Source organism: Sulfurimonas sp. (genome assembly GCF_041563035.1).
Taxonomy (GTDB): domain Bacteria; phylum Campylobacterota; class Campylobacteria; order Campylobacterales; family Sulfurimonadaceae; genus Sulfurimonas.
The window spans coordinates 44,232-60,109 of sequence record NZ_JBFFNS010000010.1 but is presented as its reverse complement, the minus strand read 5'-3'; the positions used below and the strand labels follow the sequence as shown (position 1 = coordinate 60,109).

Here is a 15,878-nt window from a genome sequence, read left to right as displayed (position 1 = left end):
ATATGATTAGTAAAAGCAGAAAAACAAAAGAGACAGATATTACAATTTCATTAGAATTATACGGAAAAGGCGATAGTAACATAGATACAGGCGTTGGTTTTTTAGATCATATGCTTGAAAGCTTTTCAAAGCACTCACTTATTGACATGAACATAAAGTGTGTTGGTGATACTCATATTGATGATCACCACAGCGTGGAAGACGTTGGTATTGTTCTTGGGTCTTTAATAGCAGATGCTATCTATCCTGCTCAGAATATTGAGAGATTCGGTAGCGCCAACATAGTAATGGATGAAGCATGTGTTTCTTGTGATTTAGACCTGAGCAATAGACCATACTTGGTTTACGAGTCTGATGTAGCCGGCAAGGTTGGCAACTTCGATACTGAGCTTGTTGAAGAGTTCTTTAGAGCATTGGTACTTAATGCAAGAATAAGCACTCATATTATTACTCTTAGAGGAAGAAATAAGCATCATATTATTGAAGCATCGTTTAAAGCTCTAGCAGTTGCTATTCGTCGCGCAATTACAAAAAATGAAAGAGTTGGTATTCCAAGCACTAAAGATGTTTTATGATTAAGTTGATTATTTTAGATGTAGATGGCTGCTTAACTAATGGCGGGCTTATATACTCAGCAGATGCGATAGAGAGTAAAATCTTTAATGTAAAAGATGGTCTTGGTATCAGTACTTGGATAAAGATGGGTAATCAAGTCGCTATCATAACAGGAAGAAACTCTAAAATAATTCAAAGAAGAGCAGAGGAACTTGGCATTCAGCACATTCATCAGGGCATAAGAGATAAAGATAGAGTCTTAAAAGAGATAGTTAGCTCACTTGGACTTAGCTTCTACGAAGTCGGTGCTATTGGTGATGATTTAAATGATTACAACATGCTAAGTCTGGTTGGTAAAAGTTTTACACCAAATGACGGTGTAAAAGAGATCAAAGGTATTGTAAACAAGGTCTTGACTCGGAATGGTGGTGATGGTGCTGTCAGAGAGATGATAGACACTCTGGTTGATGAAAATGACCAAAGAGAAGAATTTATGAAAGTCTGGATGATAGATTGAACATAAACGTATTTTTCATCTCAATTTCATTTGGACTATTGATGATATTTATCGGTTTTAAACCCTTGGATATTAAGCAAAGAGAATTTGTTGATGTTCCACTTTTTCAGCTTGAAGCTTTTACTCTTCATGAACTAAATGAAGAGGGTCTGGTAACCCTTATGAAAGGTTCTAAAGCTACTAGATATAGTGATCGCTACAAAGTTACAAATATAGACTATACAGATAATTCTAAAAAGTTTATTGCTAATATGAGAGCTGACGATGGATTATATAGAGATGTGGATGATATTTTAGATCTTAAAGGAAATGTACTTTACAATAGGGAAGATGGTCTGATTTTTGAATCAGACGAGGCAACTTATAACAAAAAAAGTTCAATCGCCCATACAAAAAAAGACTACGTTATATATAGGGGCAAAGATCGAGTTATAGGCACTTCACTTATTTATGACAACCGTCTAAATAGAGTTAAATCTAAAAACGTAGTAGCAAAATACCAAATACAGGAGAAATAATTATGAAACTTTTAGCAATTATGACAATTTTTTTAGCGTCGGCCTTAATATCTCAGGAGTTAAAGATAAAAGCAAATCAATTTGATGCAGACGAAAAAACAGGTGTTTCTGTGTTTCAGGGAAAAGTTAATATCATCAAGGGTAATGATGAGCTTAATGCAACAAAAGTAACAGTATATACAGATATAAAACATCAACCTACCAAATATATAGCGGAAGGTGATGTTTCGTTCAATATAGAAACTAAAAAAGGTGCTCTGTATCAAGGAATAGCCGGAAAAGTTATCTATATGCCTACAATTAAAGAGTATCATTTCTTTAGAGATGTTCATTTAAAACAGATAGATGAGAAAAAAGAGATTATAGGTGACGAAGTTGTGCTAAAAACTATTGAGGGTAAAGCATACGCAAGAGGAGCTACAAAAGAGCCTGTTATAATGATCTTTAAGATGCCAGAAGAGAAGGAAGAAAAATGATTGAAATCGTAGACGCAAAGTTTATTACATCTGCGCCAAATATAGGAGCTGCACCAGAGACAGATGAGCAAAATGAAGTTGTCTTTATGGCACGTTCAAATGTTGGTAAAAGTTCTCTTCTAAATGCTCTTACAAATCATAAAGGCCTTGCAAAAGTCTCTTCTACACCGGGTAAGACAAGACTTATCAACTACTTTGATGTAACTTTTATAGATAGAGAGACATCAGATAAAAGTATTGCAAAATTTGTTGACTTGCCGGGTTTTGGTTATGCAAAAGTATCAAAATCTATCAAATATGATTGGGAAAGAAATCTAACTGACTACATCTCTCAAAGAGAGCAGATAAAGCTTTTTATTCACCTTATTGATTGTAGACATCCTGATTTGGATATAGACACTTCTGTAAGTGAGTTTCTATTTGATAACTGTAGAGAGAATCAGTATATACTTCAAATCTTCACAAAGGTAGACAAGTTAAATCAAAAAGAGCAAAATGCACTAAGAAAGAAATTTCCAAATGCTATGATGGTTTCAAGTTCTAAAAAAAGAGGAATGCAAAAAGCTATCAAAGTTATCCACGATATTTTACATGAAGACAATCTAGAACAAGAGGAAATTGATGATTAGTTATCAAAAAGCAAGGCTAAGTGACATAAAAAGCATGCAAGAACTTGTTTTACCTGAGATAGAATCAGGAATTATATTAAACAGAAGCAATGACGAAGTTGCTACAAATATTAGATCATATACGCTGTGCTTTAAAGACAATGAATTGATAGGTTTTTGTGCTCTGCATATTCATACAGAATATCTTGCTGAAATAAGATCACTAATAGTAAAAGAGGGTTATAGAGGGCAAAAAACAGGTGAAAATCTTGTTAAAACTTGCCTTAATGAAGCTGTTGATTTAGGACTTCAAAAAGTTCTATGTCTAACGTACAGACAACTTTTCTTTGAAAGATTAGGTTTCATTGAAATCCCAAAAGAGTCTCTTCCTGAACATAAGATTTGGGCCGATTGTATTAAATGTAAACATTTCCCAGTATGCAACGAAGTATCTCTAATCAAAACTCTTTAGCACCTTTCGTATATGTGCTATTGTTTATAGCATACGAAAGTCTAAGCAGCATCTACTTATTTTTACCACCTCTTTTTGCCGTACTTTTCGTACTTTTTGTAAATGCACTGAAACAAGAGGATAGTCTTGCTATATTTTTAACAGCTTTTTGTTTAGTTATTTTTGAATCTCAAATGGGTTATCCACTCTTTAGTTCCATCATTTATCTTGGTCTTATTTATAAGTTCGTCATACCTAAATTAAAAAAGAATTTTGGCTGTGCATCTTGTATAAAAGCATCGTATGTATTGCTCTCGTATGTAGGGTTTTATCTATTTTTATCTATTCTATCAAACATATTTTTACTTCCGATGCCAAGTCTTAATTACTATATAATTTACTATATAGTAATTGAATTTTTTATAGTGAGTATATTATGAAAATTAAATTTATACTTGCTATGTTTATCATTACCTGGTTGACTCTTGTTGTAAGAGTGTTTTTCCTTGCAGTAGAGTCAAATACCTATTATAAAAAGCTTTCTCATTCAAACACTATTAAGAGTGAACAAATTACACCGGTAAGAGGTGAGATTGTAGATAGAAATAATAGACCTATTGCAATAAATAAACTTGGCTTTAAAATACAGCTTCGCCCGCATCTTCGTTCGAAGAAAAGTATTGATAAGTTTAATGAAGAGATAAACAATATAATAAAGCTTCTTCCAAATCTAAAAAAAGATCAGCTGATTAAAAACTATATAAAAAAAGATTCATATTACTATCATAATTATATAGATATCGTACACTTTATATCCTACGAAGAGATAATGCCTGTATACTCAGTTCTTAGTTTAAGAGAAAATGTAAATATAGTTCCGGCTCCTAAGAGATACTATCCATATGGAGAAATTGGTGCTCACGTAATCGGTTATGTATCTCGTGCAAATAAAAAAGATATTAAAGATGACAAACTGCTAGAGCTAATCGGATATACAGGTAAATCAGGGATAGAAAAGTACTACAACACATATCTTCAGGGTGAAGCAGGGCAGAGAGAGATAAAAGTAAATGCTAACAACCAGGAAATAGAGGAGTTATCAAACGTAAGTGCTGATGAAGACAGAAAACTCACTTTAAACCTTGATATTGAGTTTCAGAAATATGTATCTTCACTATTTGATAAAAAAGCCGGCGCAGTTATTGTTATGGGTGTTGATGGAGCTATTTTATCTGCCAGCAGTTTCCCGGAATATAGTTTAAATACTTTTGTGTCCGGTATCTCTCACGAACTTTGGAATAAACTCTCAAAAAGCCTTGATAAACCATTTACCAACAAGCTTGTAAATGGTCTTTATCCTCCAGGTTCCACTATTAAAACAGGTCTGGGTCTGCTTTATATAACAACAGATATAGATAAGTCTTGGACTGTTGACTGCAGGTCCTCTATGCCTCTTGGTAAGCGTGTGTTTAGATGCTGGAAAAAAAAGGGACATAGAAAGACAGGTATAAAAAAAGCTATTAGAGAGAGTTGTGATGACTTTTTCTACAAAGGAAGCCTACAAGTAGGCATAAAGAAGATGAGTGAAGGTCTTATGAGATATGGTCTTGGCAAAAAGACCGGAGTTGACCTTCCAAATGAGTTTATAGGGGTTGTTCCTTCTCGTGAGTGGAAAAGAAAAAAATACAATAGACCTTGGTTTGTGGGTGAGACTGTAAATACTTCTATCGGTCAAGGTGACTTCTTGGTTACACCTATGCAAATAGCGCAGTTTACAGCACTTTTGGCTACATCAAAACTTCCTACTCCTCACTTTGCCAGGTTGATAGGTGATAAGCCGTATAAACCCTTGGCTATAGATGTATTCAACGAAGAAGAGTTGAAAAAACTTCCTCTTATTCAAAAATCTATGTATGAAGTATGTAACTATCCAAAAGGTACAGCGACTCAATATCTTAGTTCTAAAGTAAGAATAGCAGGAAAAACAGGAACAGCGCAAGTTGTTACTATTTTACAAGATATAGAAGACAGGGCACTAGAGCACGAGATGTCATACTACAATCGTTCGCATGCGTGGTTTACATCTTATGGACCATATAAAAATCCTCAATATGTTGTTTTAGTTATGGTTGAACATGGCGGACATGGTGGAGCAGCCGGTGGTGAGATTGTTTCAAAGATATACAATAAGCTCTTAGAACTTAAGTATATCAAGAAGTAGTTTTAATTAAATTACAGCGTTTTCTAAATAAATTTATTGCTATACGACTGCATTTTGAATAAAAAGAGCTAGAATAATCAGTAAAAAGATTGCTCCAGCTTTGTTGTAGAGTTTATTTGCAAGAATAAACAGAAGCGCAATAGATGCTGCTATCATGATAAGCATATCAAATTTTGTAGCAAGAAGATCAACAGTAAGCGGGTTTACAAGAGAAGCTGCCCCTAAAACCATAGAGAAGTTCGCAACATTTGATCCTATGATATTTCCTATACTCATCTCAGCATTACCCTTTTTAACAGCCACAAGTGATACGACAAGCTCAGGAAGAGATGTTCCAAGAGAGATTAGAAAGATACCGATAATCCACTCACTTACACCAAACTCTCTGGCTATATTTGCACCACTTTCTATAACAAAGCTTGCCCCACCGATAGTCAAAGCAAATCCAATAGCTAGAAGGAAGGCTGTTTTACCCCACTTAAATTTCTCTTTAATAAGATCATCATCTATTTCTCCACCTAAATCCTCTTTAGAATCAGTAAAAAGAAATACTAGATAAGAAACCATTAGAAGTAGGTACAAAAGGCCGTCAACTCTACTTATAACACCATCTTGCACCATAATAAAGAATATGACCAGAGGAGTTATTACCCAAGCACTGTCTTGAGCAAATAAATTTCTTTTTGGATGCATTTTTTTACTTATGAAAAACACTGCACCTAGAACTAAAGTGATGTTAAAGATAACGCTTCCAACAACATTTGCTACTGCCATATCACTTTTACCTTGTCCTGCTGCCATCATAGAGGCTGCCATTTCTGGTAATGATGTACCAAATGCGACAAGTGTCGCACCGATTACAAAATGAGATATGTCGAAGTGAAGAGCTATTCTTTCCGACTCCCTGATTATGAAGTCTGCTCCAAAGATCAGTGCTGACATAGCAGCTATAAAAATTATAAAATCCATTATTATCCTTGTGTTCTTATTATTAAACTTTTGGGTAGGTTAAACTCTTTTATGAGTCTAGCTTCTTCTTCTCTCATCTCTCCGGAATCAACCTCGTGGTCAAATCCTAATAGATGCAGAAGACCATGTATAAAGAGTAGGGCTAACTCATCATCTTGAGTGTGCCCCAAATCTTTAGAGACTTCTTTAACGTGCTCAGAAGATATAACTATGCTTCCTAATGGGCTCATTGGCATATCTTCATACGGAAAACTTAAAACATCTGTCGGAGCGTCTATATTTCTATGCTCTTTATTGATCTCTTTTATTTCATCTTTGCTTGTAATTATTAGTTCAATCTCTTTATCTGTAAATGTCGATGCTATTTTTTCTAAAAACTGCTCGTCTACATTAAGAGAAGTTCTGTTATCTAGTTCAATCATGAGTGGGATTATATCTCATATATTACACCTAAGCAAATAAGGACTTGCAAAGGTGTTGATATTTTGAAGATTGTCTTTCATTTTGTCATTTTTTAACCTTTTCCGTTCTTTTTAGCTTAAAATGTTCTTTAAGTCTGAATTATATCTAAGTCCTTTGAGACTGTTCATTAGAATAGACTGTTTTCACACAATGCTGGAAAGAATAATAGACCATAGAGTCTGGATATGAGAAAAGTAAAAAGAAAAACAAGGAATTAATAATGAAAGCTAACGCACCCATTACATATGTCGGTATTGATATGGCAAAAAGTAAATTTGATATTTGTATCTACGATGGTGATTTTTCAAACTGCATATACGAAACCTACTCAAACAATGATGATGGTTTTTCTAAACTTCTCTCATACTTTAATTCAATAAATCACTTAGTTGATTTTAGAATAGGTGTTGAAGCAACTTCAACTTACATGATAGAACTTCAAAAGTTCTTAGATGGTGAAAAAATAAGATATATTCTTATTAATCCAAAGCGTATTAAATACTACAAGAGATATAAGAATTTTGAAAATAAAACTGATAAATTAGATAGCTATTATATAGCTGATTACATAACCACTTTGAAAGACAATTTATTCAATTCCAACTATGACCATACAAAATATACTTATAAAGCTTATCAGGCATATATTAATTCCCTCACTAAATATCAAACTCAACAAAAGGGTTTAGGTGACAGTATATTAAGTGATAGTTTTGTAAGTCCTTCTCTAAGAAATAATATCATAAAAGCAAATGAAACCATAGACAAAGTACGCTCTGAGTCTATTATAGAATTTACTAAGCTTATTAAAATAGCAATGCCTGAATTTGATTTAATAAAGGCTGACATTGTAGGTGTTAGTGATATGACACTTCTTGCAGTTCTTCCTTTAATTTATGATGTGGTTGACACTTATAGTAAAAAACAATTACAAAGCTATATAGGTCTTAATATTATCTATAACGATAGTGGTTCATCAGTTAACAAAAAACAAAGAGTTAGTAAGAATGGTAGTGAGTTAGCTAGAAAACAGCTTTATATGTCTGCCGTTTCAGCTGTTCAGCATAACTCCATAGTAAAAGAGAAGTATCATAGGTTTAGAGATAATAATAAGCCTCACCAAGTCGCAATGGTCGCATGTTCTGCTCATCTATTTAGAGCAATAGTTTCAAAGCTTAAATACTATAAAGGACTTAATAAAGATGTCTAAAAGTGGTCTTACTCTTATACCTTATCCAAAATTCGTAACTGAGTATTTTTATCTTATAGGTACTCATTATGTTCATAATTCTAATGGTTATTATCGTTCTTACGCAAATAACAAATTGGGTTTAGTTTCCTTTGATGAGAAAAGATGCTTTTATGAAAAGATTGGAAAAAAGGAATATTTAGAAAAGAAAAGTGAATTTGATTTAGCTTTAAAAATTGCAAATGTTATCAAGGATAAGATTCAGTTGACAATGTTTTAAATTAGTTTTGTAGTGGGTATTTCTTCTTTCATTCTAGATACTCACTCCAAACTTAATTTAACTATTAAGTATCAAAACAAGGAAGTCCAAAAATGGCTAAAGAAGAACTAACAGAAGCAGAAAAAACAATTGAGTTAATGAAACAACGTGAACGTTTATTGAGAACTAATAAGGTTGAAATAGCAGGTGTAGTAATGGAAGTGAACGCATTACCTCAAGCTCCTAAAACTGATAAAGGTGGTCAACCTATTTTGGAAAATGGTCAACCTACATTCTATGATGAAATGTTCTGGTGTTCTATTGGTGTTGTTGGTAGTGAAGAGGGTGTTCTTCTATCTGCTGAACAAGCTATTAACGTTCAATCTGGTTTTACTTATTTGTTTGCGGGTAAGATGAAAAATCGTAAATTTAAAGTAGCGACAATTACGGAAATATAGTCGAAATCTGCCGAAAAATCGGCATTTTTCAGTTTCCCCCGAGCTGGATTAACAAGGGGGGTTAGACTGGACAAATTTAAAAACCTAAAGGAAAAATCTTGATAAACAAACTCTGTCAAATCGTTGATACTGTAAAGCTTCATTATTATCATGTAGATGAAATGCAAATGACTGATTACACTGATTATGTAAATATGGTTGAGAGCTTCATAACTCAAAAAGAAGAGGCTCAAAAAATACATCATTCAAATAATGATATGAGATTTGTAAATACTAAGATTGGTTCTGATAAATATCGTGTTATGGCAACTACTTTTAGAGGTTTTAGCGTAACACTTAGAAATCAAGATGTTTCAATATCTTTCAAGACTGTTAAGCTTCAGTCTAGACTTGATAAAAAGCATGACACTAAACATAATCAAACTCATACACCTATTATCAAAGTTGAGTTTAGAGCTTCATTTCTTGCACGTGTAGGACATGTAGAGGCTATGAGATACATTAACGAAACTATCTCTACTTATGTACTCAAAGAGTATTTAATTAAGGTTAGCGAGATCCATTTAGCAACTGATATACAAGGCTATAACTTTACTGAACTTGATTACTATCGTTTTAAGACACTTAAACGTAACAATATCAAGCATGTTGAAGATAGCAATTCTAGTATTTATTACAATGGTAGAAACTTTACGGGTTTTACGTTTGGCTCTGGTGATGAAATGCTTAGAATCTATGATAAGACTGTAGAGATACAAAAAAATCCTGATAAAGCATTTATAAAAAATCTTGCGTGGATTCACAATAAAGATTATGACCAGTATGCAACTGTATGGCGTATAGAGATTCAGTACAGAAGAGAGAAGTTAAAAACTATCTATACTGATTCTGAGGGCTTATTAGATGGCTTCCAAAATGTAATAAATGCTATTCCTGATTTATGGGGTAGAGCTTTACAAAAAGTTGAACACAAAGATATGAGCGACAATCACTGTTTAGATATGATTAGAGGCTATTCAATCAATAAAGAGGGTCAAACATCGCTTATAACTAAAGAGGCTATAACGAAGAGATATCAACGTGCTGATACTTCTGAATTATGGTTATCTTTAAATGAGTGGAATGGTTATGTTCCAAAAGAAACAAATATTGATAAAGCTCCAAAAACTTCTGCTTTTCAATGGGTTTCAAATAGCATTAAATCACTTCTTACTACTTTACTTCGTCATAGTGGAGAACTTAGTCCTAAAACTTTAGAAATGGCTTTTTCACGTTCTAATGATGAAATTTATGAAGATAAACAAATCACCCTTATAGATAACGCTTACGCTAATACTCTTGATTACGTTTCTAATGCTAAAAGATATCAAGAACGAAACGGTGTCTTTTACCCAATCAATAAACTACTAGATACTAATCTGGAAGCTTATGTACATGAGATATCTTTGAATCTCTTTGATGATACTAGATTCAATCAAGAGAGAGTTACATATCTAAATAAAGCATTAGAGAGGGCTTCATGACTAATAGAGTATGTATGGTTTGTGGTAATGATTTTGAAGATGAAAGTAGATTCAAACCAAGACAATATTGTTCTGATAATTGTAGTGACTTCAGCAAATTTAAAGAAGCTTTTGAAAAAACAATTTTGCTTATTGAGCCTACTCCAGAAGCTAAAAAACTTATACGTGGTGACATGTTCAGATTTGCAAATATCTTAAGTAAGAGTACTAATACTATAGGGGCTCAAAATGTCAGTAATTGAAGTTTTGATTTTACAAAAAGTTGCAGAATATGCTGATAAGAATCAAAAAATTAATAAGTCGGAGGTGGCAAGGGAACTAGATACAAGTCGTACAACTGTAGTAAATACTATAAGAAAATTTAAGGAGGCAAAAATAAATGTTAGGTCGTGAGTTTTGGAATACTATTCATAAATTTAAAGAGAGTGAGTTCGCTTGTAAGTGTGGTTGTGGTCTTAATAACATTAGTAAAGATTTAGTAATTCAATTAGACATTGCTCGTTTAAGCTCTGGTGTACCTTTTAAGTTAAATAGTGCATGTAGATGTGTCAATCATAATCGTAAAGAAAAAGGTTCTATATCTTCAAGCCATTTAAAAGGTTTAGCCGTTGATATTGCTCTTGATAGTTCTAGTGATAGATTTAAGATTATAAAGTCTTTAATTGTTCATGGATTTAATCGTATAGGTGTGTATGAAGATTTTATACATGTAGATGTTGATAACGCAAAAGCAAAAAACGTTATCTGGTATAAATAGCTATATAAACTATATAGTAAATTAAATATAAAAAGGTAAAAAAAATGTTACAAATGTTCTTATTAAATCTAGGTATTAATCTAGTTACAAAATACGTTAGTGGTACTGAGTCAAAACATGATGATAAAGTTCTCGACTTAGTTAAAGATGGTGCTAAATATCTTTCAGCAAAAGATAATAATGATGTTACAGTTGATTTAGCCGAATCAGTATTTAAAGCGGTTATGAAGTAGTTCAAATGGCTTCTCCTTGTGTTTCTGGTCTAAATTATGTTCCTGTTTCTCATAATTCTGATGGTTGTCCAATGGGTGGCTATTTATATTTAGTAGACCTTTCTTATATGAACTATAATCTTGGTTTCGTTACTTGCCACTTAGAGCATTTGTATCATTATGAGAATGGTTATGAGCGTATAGTTATAGAAGAGTTTTATACTTGTAATGGTGACCAAGATAACTTGACCGAAGATTGTGACCATGACCGTACAGTCTCCTATTCTGAATTTGTAATGAATACTGATTGTTCTGATTCAAATAATGGTGGTAGTGATGGTGCTAGTGATGACCCAGATTGTCCATACACTTATAGTCTCTACACTGATACTTATGTAATTATATTACCACCTTACGGTACAGGAACTACATATTGGCTTTCTATATCTCTTAACGGCAATGTTGTACATAATCAAAGGCTATATGATACCAATCTTTATAATGATACATATGCTCGTTCAATAATGCAAACATACATTGATGATTGTAGAGCTAATCTCAAAATGAAAACTACTTGCTGTCTCCTCGTTTGTTGTGAGCCTGAAAAGTACGAATTAATATAAAGGAATAAATAAATGAACTGTGAAGATAAGCTTAATCTTTTATTATCAACTATGGACACTGTTCTTACTAAGGTTAGTAGCTTAGAAACTATTGTTTCTGATAGTGTTTCAAATAATGGTGATACTTCTGTTTTAGATTCAATTCAAGCAGACGTTCAAAAAATAAAAACCTTTTTAGGTCTGGAGTAAAAAAAATGGTTGCAGCAATACCTTATATAGTTGCATTAATTAGTGCTTTAAAAATAAGAAAACATATTACTAAAGTTATTGATTATGTTGCTTTATCTTCAAGCGTTGGTGTCTTAGTAAATAAACATCATAAAGCGATAATGGAAGACGAAACGAGTAGAGTTAGTAAATCAGTATCTAATGCTGAAAATATAGCTCAGATTAAACCAACTGTAGAGGATACAGTAGAACTATCAAATGCTAATCCGATAACACTACCTGATTATTTAAAACAAAGTAATGAGCTAGTAGAATCACTTATACAACAGCAAAAAAATACAGCATTACAACAAGATCATGCAAATGTCATTCAAGCTGAGATATTAAAAGCTCTTGCAAAAACTGCTGAACATGCTGACACTCAAACAAGTATTTTAAATGCAACATTACCGGCTATGGTTTTACAGCTCCAAGAAGTTGCAAAAATTGCGGGTGCTTTAAGTATTATGAGTGATATTGATGTAGCATATAAAGAGTTAGAAATAACAAGACATGAAGAGTTGATAACTGCACTCCAAAACTTAGATTTAAGTGTGAGCGTTCCAAGCGTTGAAGCTCCTGCTGTTAATGTTATTAATCAAGTCGTAACAGATACAACATTAATAGAAGCTCTTACAACTGCAACAACTGAGCAAACTCAACAAGTAGCTACTATTGCTTCAAATCTTAACGCTGTTTCAGCTAATGCAATAGAACAAAAAAAGGTGGCTCAGCATCTAACAACAGTTGCACAAATTACCAGAATGGATGGAAGTGTATATGCAGAGCTTACACCTTTAGAACTAGGATTGAAAAAAGATGTTTCACTTGTTGAGGCTAAGACAAAAGAAAAAGAGATAGGAGACTATCACACTACTGTTCAGGACATTAAAAACCTTGATGGTAATACCGTTGCTACAATGAAGCCTATAGAAGCTACTACAGCTAAAAACATAACTGACGCAAAAAATGCAACTGACGAAATGGAATTCGAGATTCCAGATGATGTATTTGACGAAGTATTTAAACCTCTTGTTCTTCCATCTTATCAGTTTATAAATTGGGATTCAAGAAGACAATATATATATAACGGGAGTGACTTATCATGACAGAAATAAAATATAGTGCATACAGTACAAAAACTGCTAGTGTTTTGGGTACTGGTCTTGGTTATGGTGTTAATGAAATGGTTGAGACTGCCACTAGTATGGGTTTACAGTCTCAAAGAAGAGTTATAGTAGCAGGTGTTACAAGTGAGATTGAAAGTGAATTTTTAACTGATGTTATTCAAGATGGTATAGGTGCTGGTCTTGGTTATATGACAGGTCAAGCTATGAGGGCTCAAGAATGGGCTTTGGACAAGTCTTTTAAGGTTGCTTCTACTGCTGTAGTTGGTTGGTATAGTAAATCATTTTTAAAAGCTAAATTTAAAAATTTTCGTAAAGGTCGTAAAGCTACGATGTTTAGTAAGTTTCTTGGTGATAATGATAATAAGGTTGAAGAGTGTAGGCTTATGGCTGATTTTGCAAAGATGGATATGGATGGTACTGCTAATGTCGGCAATCCTCAAGCTGAACATAATTTATATGAGAGTAAATTAAAATTTGAAGCTTTAGAAGTTAATAAGGAAGGTGTTCGTTCTAATCTTGCAAAGCTTCAAATTGATGGTAATAGAGATATGTTTGAGATGAAGATAAAAACATCATCTTTTTTCGTAACAGACAAAGCACTTATTAAGCAGATGACAGGTGCTGTTGAAGTTACTAGTAAAGACATAGACAAGTTAAATGCTTTAAGTTCTAGCATGGTTTTTGAGGATAGTGCTGGTAATTTTATTGGTGGTAATCAAGCTATGGTTGAGCTTTTAAGTGCTTTAAGGATTAATCGTGCTTAAAAATTATAGAATGTTATTTAAAGGAATATTATGAGAGAAGATATTGATTGGGAAACAGTAGTCGAATATCCTGAATACGAAGAACGTAAGGAAAAAGAAACAGATGAAGCAAAAGATTTAGTAACAAAATATATTCTTTATTTAGTTTATTTTGGTGTTTTTGTTTTTCTTTATTTTCTAGGAAATAGTTAGATGTCTAATGAATATAATGTAACCTTTAAAATAGGTAGTCGCTCATATTCCACTGATTTATGTGCTTCGTCACCTGAAAATATAATTTCATTTGCAGAAACAAATCTAAAAGCTAAAGTTACTCAAATTCGTCAAATAGTTTATACTGCTCCTAGTAGTACAGTCATACCTATAGATGATAAAGAGTCATATAAAAAGACCATGTATTTTATGGTTAGGAACGAGACTGCAAAGAGACAGAACCAAATCATAATTCAGACAGTCAAGACCACTAGAACTGCTCTTGAAGTGTTTGAAAGTATGAAGTCTTTACTCAAACTAGATAAAGATACTTCCATAGAGTCTATGACCTCTGTTAATATCAGTAGTAAGTAATGAAACTCGTTTTAAGTCTTTTTAGCGGTATCGGTTTACTTGATAAAGCTTTTCGTGAAGCTGGTTTTTGCGTTGTAAGTGCAGGTGATTTAATCACTGGTCAAGATATCCGTGACTTTACAGGTATGAAAAATAAATTTGATGGCATCATCGGTGGTTCACCTTGTCAAGACTTTAGCGGTCTTAAAAGAGATAAAGGTGATTACTCTTTAGAAATGGTTTATGAGTTTTTAAGAGTTGTATATGAGTGTGAACCAGATTGGTATATTTTGGAAAATGTGAAAGGTGCTCCAGATGTGACTGATCTAGTAATTAAAAATGTGACTTCCCAGTATAAACATTCTGTGACTGATTTTTGTGTTATGACTGACGTTGTTTTTTTATCTACTTACAATCATCAACGTATAGATATTAATCAAGGTTGGTATGATGATTATTCAAGATTAAGACATATACAGTTTGGTTCTAAAGATAATCTTTACTTAGACATACCTCGCGGAACTATGAGTAAAAATATAATCGGTGGTTGTGCTTTAGCTTCAGATGATAGAAGTTTTAAAGAGCTTTGTCATATTCAAGGTTTACCAAGTGACTATGATTTACCTGATTTTAATGTAAAAGGTAAGAAAAAAGCTGTAGGTAATGGTGTTCCACTTTCAATGGGACGTGTGATTGCACGTGCTGTAAAAGCTGTGACTGATCCTGGGAACAATAGTGTGACTTTGCAGCAGAACAAAGATGTGACTGATCAAAAAGAAAAAACTGTGACAGACCAGGATGAGAAAAGATGTGCTTGTGGTTGTGGTCGTCCTTTGATTGGTAAACAGATATATAGTAGTCCAAGGTGTAGAAAAAGTGCACAAAGAAAACGAGCAAAAAGAATTAAGTGTGACTGTGCTGCTTAATGTGTCCGTGACCGATTTTTAAATATTAAAATGTGACTGATCTTCTTTATGTTGTTGTGACAATTTCTCTTTCTTAGCCTTCTAACTCTTTTAAGCTACTCCTAGACTTCCGCCAATCAATCGGCTAGCCTTTAACGCTTGAGCGGAACTCTCTAAAAATCTTTTCTTCTTTTAAATTGCCGTATTGCACGAAATTAGTGGCTCTGCCACTTCGTGCGTGAAGACGGCTAGACTCTTCATCAGAAGCCAGACTATTCATATACTCTTTAAACTCTCAGATAAAGCCGTAGGCGTTGCACCCTAGCAACCTATTTGCATGATAGTATCAAGGCACACATTCGACTCAGCGTTGCTTGTCATTTGCCTGATGATTCATCATCACCTAAACCGCAAAGAGAACTCTTTAGTATTTCAGCTAGACCCAAAAACTAGACATTTTCGACAATACAAAAGGCTATATTTTCGTTTTTCAGCTTAAGCAATTATAAAAGTGTAAAGTGTCTGTAA

Annotated in this window: 23 protein-coding genes; 21 read left to right on the top strand and 2 right to left on the bottom strand. The window is 33.3% G+C overall.

Annotated elements, in window-relative coordinates; genetic code table 11:
• The first annotated feature begins 2 nt into the window (after positions 1-2).
• From hisB to mrdA, 7 genes are all read left to right on the top strand, one after another.
• The gene (gene hisB / locus ABZC13_RS08210; protein ID WP_373002226.1) at positions 3-575 is read left to right on the top strand and encodes an imidazoleglycerol-phosphate dehydratase HisB; all 573 of its coding nucleotides are present in this window, start codon (positions 3-5) and stop codon (positions 573-575) included.
• Positions 572-1,072, top strand: a complete 501-nt coding sequence (locus ABZC13_RS08205) for a KdsC family phosphatase (protein WP_373002223.1) — start codon at positions 572-574, stop codon at positions 1,070-1,072. The genes hisB and ABZC13_RS08205 overlap by 4 nt, the downstream gene beginning before the upstream one ends.
• Entirely contained in the window at positions 1,069-1,590 is a 522-nt protein-coding gene (gene lptC, locus ABZC13_RS08200; RefSeq protein ID WP_373002221.1) for an LPS export ABC transporter periplasmic protein LptC, read from the top strand. The genes ABZC13_RS08205 and lptC overlap by 4 nt, the downstream gene beginning before the upstream one ends.
• 2 nt (positions 1,591-1,592) lie before the next feature.
• Positions 1,593-2,066, top strand: coding sequence for a lipopolysaccharide transport periplasmic protein LptA (lptA, locus tag ABZC13_RS08195; protein ID WP_373002218.1), 474 nt, complete (start codon positions 1,593-1,595; stop codon positions 2,064-2,066).
• Positions 2,063-2,695: a ribosome biogenesis GTP-binding protein YihA/YsxC gene (yihA, locus tag ABZC13_RS08190; protein ID WP_373002215.1), complete on the top strand. Its 633-nt coding sequence runs from the start codon at positions 2,063-2,065 to the stop codon at positions 2,693-2,695. Before lptA ends, yihA begins: the two co-directional genes overlap by 4 nt.
• Positions 2,688-3,146, top strand: coding sequence for an N-acetyltransferase (locus ABZC13_RS08185; protein ID WP_373002212.1), 459 nt, complete (start codon positions 2,688-2,690; stop codon positions 3,144-3,146). Before yihA ends, ABZC13_RS08185 begins: the two co-directional genes overlap by 8 nt.
• Positions 3,147-3,561: 415 nt before the next feature.
• Positions 3,562-5,346, top strand: coding sequence for a penicillin-binding protein 2 (mrdA, locus tag ABZC13_RS08180; protein ID WP_373002209.1), 1,785 nt, complete (start codon positions 3,562-3,564; stop codon positions 5,344-5,346).
• A 39-nt stretch (positions 5,347-5,385) separates the two neighbouring features.
• On the opposite strand, the gene ABZC13_RS08175 is transcribed toward mrdA, so the two are convergent.
• Together ABZC13_RS08175 and ybeY are read right to left on the bottom strand one after the other, a co-directional pair.
• On the bottom strand, positions 5,386-6,315 hold the full coding sequence (locus tag ABZC13_RS08175) for a calcium/sodium antiporter (RefSeq protein ID WP_373002206.1): 930 nt from the start codon (positions 6,313-6,315) through the stop codon (positions 5,386-5,388).
• Positions 6,316-6,317: 2 nt separating this feature from the next.
• Entirely contained in the window at positions 6,318-6,737 is a 420-nt protein-coding gene (gene ybeY / locus ABZC13_RS08170) for an rRNA maturation RNase YbeY (protein WP_373002203.1), read from the bottom strand.
• A 260-nt stretch (positions 6,738-6,997) separates the two neighbouring features.
• Here ybeY and ABZC13_RS08165 point away from each other — a divergent pair, with 260 nt between their 5' ends.
• The 14 genes from ABZC13_RS08165 to ABZC13_RS08100 all read left to right on the top strand — a co-directional run bounded on the left by ABZC13_RS08165 (position 6,998) and on the right by ABZC13_RS08100 (position 15,371).
• Positions 6,998-7,987, top strand: coding sequence for a transposase (locus tag ABZC13_RS08165; protein ID WP_373002200.1), 990 nt, complete (start codon positions 6,998-7,000; stop codon positions 7,985-7,987).
• The gene (locus ABZC13_RS08160) at positions 7,980-8,246 is read left to right on the top strand and encodes a hypothetical protein (RefSeq protein ID WP_373002197.1); all 267 of its coding nucleotides are present in this window, start codon (positions 7,980-7,982) and stop codon (positions 8,244-8,246) included. The genes ABZC13_RS08165 and ABZC13_RS08160 overlap by 8 nt, the downstream gene beginning before the upstream one ends.
• A gap of 92 nt (positions 8,247-8,338) precedes the next feature.
• Complete coding sequence (locus tag ABZC13_RS08155) at positions 8,339-8,683, top strand: hypothetical protein (RefSeq protein ID WP_373002195.1); 345 nt, start codon at positions 8,339-8,341, stop codon at positions 8,681-8,683.
• A gap of 98 nt (positions 8,684-8,781) precedes the next feature.
• Positions 8,782-10,206: a hypothetical protein gene (locus tag ABZC13_RS08150; protein WP_373002192.1), complete on the top strand. Its 1,425-nt coding sequence runs from the start codon at positions 8,782-8,784 to the stop codon at positions 10,204-10,206.
• Positions 10,203-10,448 (top strand): hypothetical protein, encoded by a 246-nt coding sequence (locus tag ABZC13_RS08145; protein WP_373002190.1) that lies wholly within the window; start codon positions 10,203-10,205, stop codon positions 10,446-10,448. The genes ABZC13_RS08150 and ABZC13_RS08145 overlap by 4 nt, the downstream gene beginning before the upstream one ends.
• 137 nt (positions 10,449-10,585) lie before the next feature.
• Positions 10,586-10,963: a D-Ala-D-Ala carboxypeptidase family metallohydrolase gene (locus ABZC13_RS08140; RefSeq protein WP_373002188.1), complete on the top strand. Its 378-nt coding sequence runs from the start codon at positions 10,586-10,588 to the stop codon at positions 10,961-10,963.
• 44 nt (positions 10,964-11,007) lie between these two features.
• Positions 11,008-11,196 carry a hypothetical protein gene (locus ABZC13_RS08135; RefSeq protein ID WP_373002186.1) on the top strand — a complete coding sequence of 63 codons (189 nt, stop codon included), beginning with the start codon at positions 11,008-11,010 and terminating at the stop codon, positions 11,194-11,196.
• Between the two features lie 5 nt (positions 11,197-11,201).
• Positions 11,202-11,798, top strand: a complete 597-nt coding sequence (locus ABZC13_RS08130) for a hypothetical protein (protein WP_373002184.1) — start codon at positions 11,202-11,204, stop codon at positions 11,796-11,798.
• 12 nt (positions 11,799-11,810) lie between these two features.
• Positions 11,811-11,987: a hypothetical protein gene (locus ABZC13_RS08125; protein ID WP_373002182.1), complete on the top strand. Its 177-nt coding sequence runs from the start codon at positions 11,811-11,813 to the stop codon at positions 11,985-11,987.
• A gap of 5 nt (positions 11,988-11,992) precedes the next feature.
• Complete coding sequence (locus ABZC13_RS08120) at positions 11,993-13,114, top strand: hypothetical protein (RefSeq protein WP_373002180.1); 1,122 nt, start codon at positions 11,993-11,995, stop codon at positions 13,112-13,114.
• The gene (locus ABZC13_RS08115) at positions 13,111-13,899 is read left to right on the top strand and encodes a hypothetical protein (protein ID WP_373002179.1); all 789 of its coding nucleotides are present in this window, start codon (positions 13,111-13,113) and stop codon (positions 13,897-13,899) included. The genes ABZC13_RS08120 and ABZC13_RS08115 overlap by 4 nt, the downstream gene beginning before the upstream one ends.
• A gap of 30 nt (positions 13,900-13,929) precedes the next feature.
• Positions 13,930-14,091 carry a hypothetical protein gene (locus ABZC13_RS08110; RefSeq protein WP_373002177.1) on the top strand — a complete coding sequence of 54 codons (162 nt, stop codon included), beginning with the start codon at positions 13,930-13,932 and terminating at the stop codon, positions 14,089-14,091.
• A complete protein-coding gene (locus ABZC13_RS08105) occupies positions 14,092-14,466 on the top strand; it encodes a hypothetical protein (protein ID WP_373002175.1) in 375 nt (124 codons plus the stop codon).
• On the top strand, positions 14,466-15,371 hold the full coding sequence (locus ABZC13_RS08100) for a DNA cytosine methyltransferase (RefSeq protein ID WP_373002173.1): 906 nt from the start codon (positions 14,466-14,468) through the stop codon (positions 15,369-15,371). The genes ABZC13_RS08105 and ABZC13_RS08100 overlap by 1 nt, the downstream gene beginning before the upstream one ends.
• Positions 15,372-15,878 lie beyond the last annotated feature (507 nt).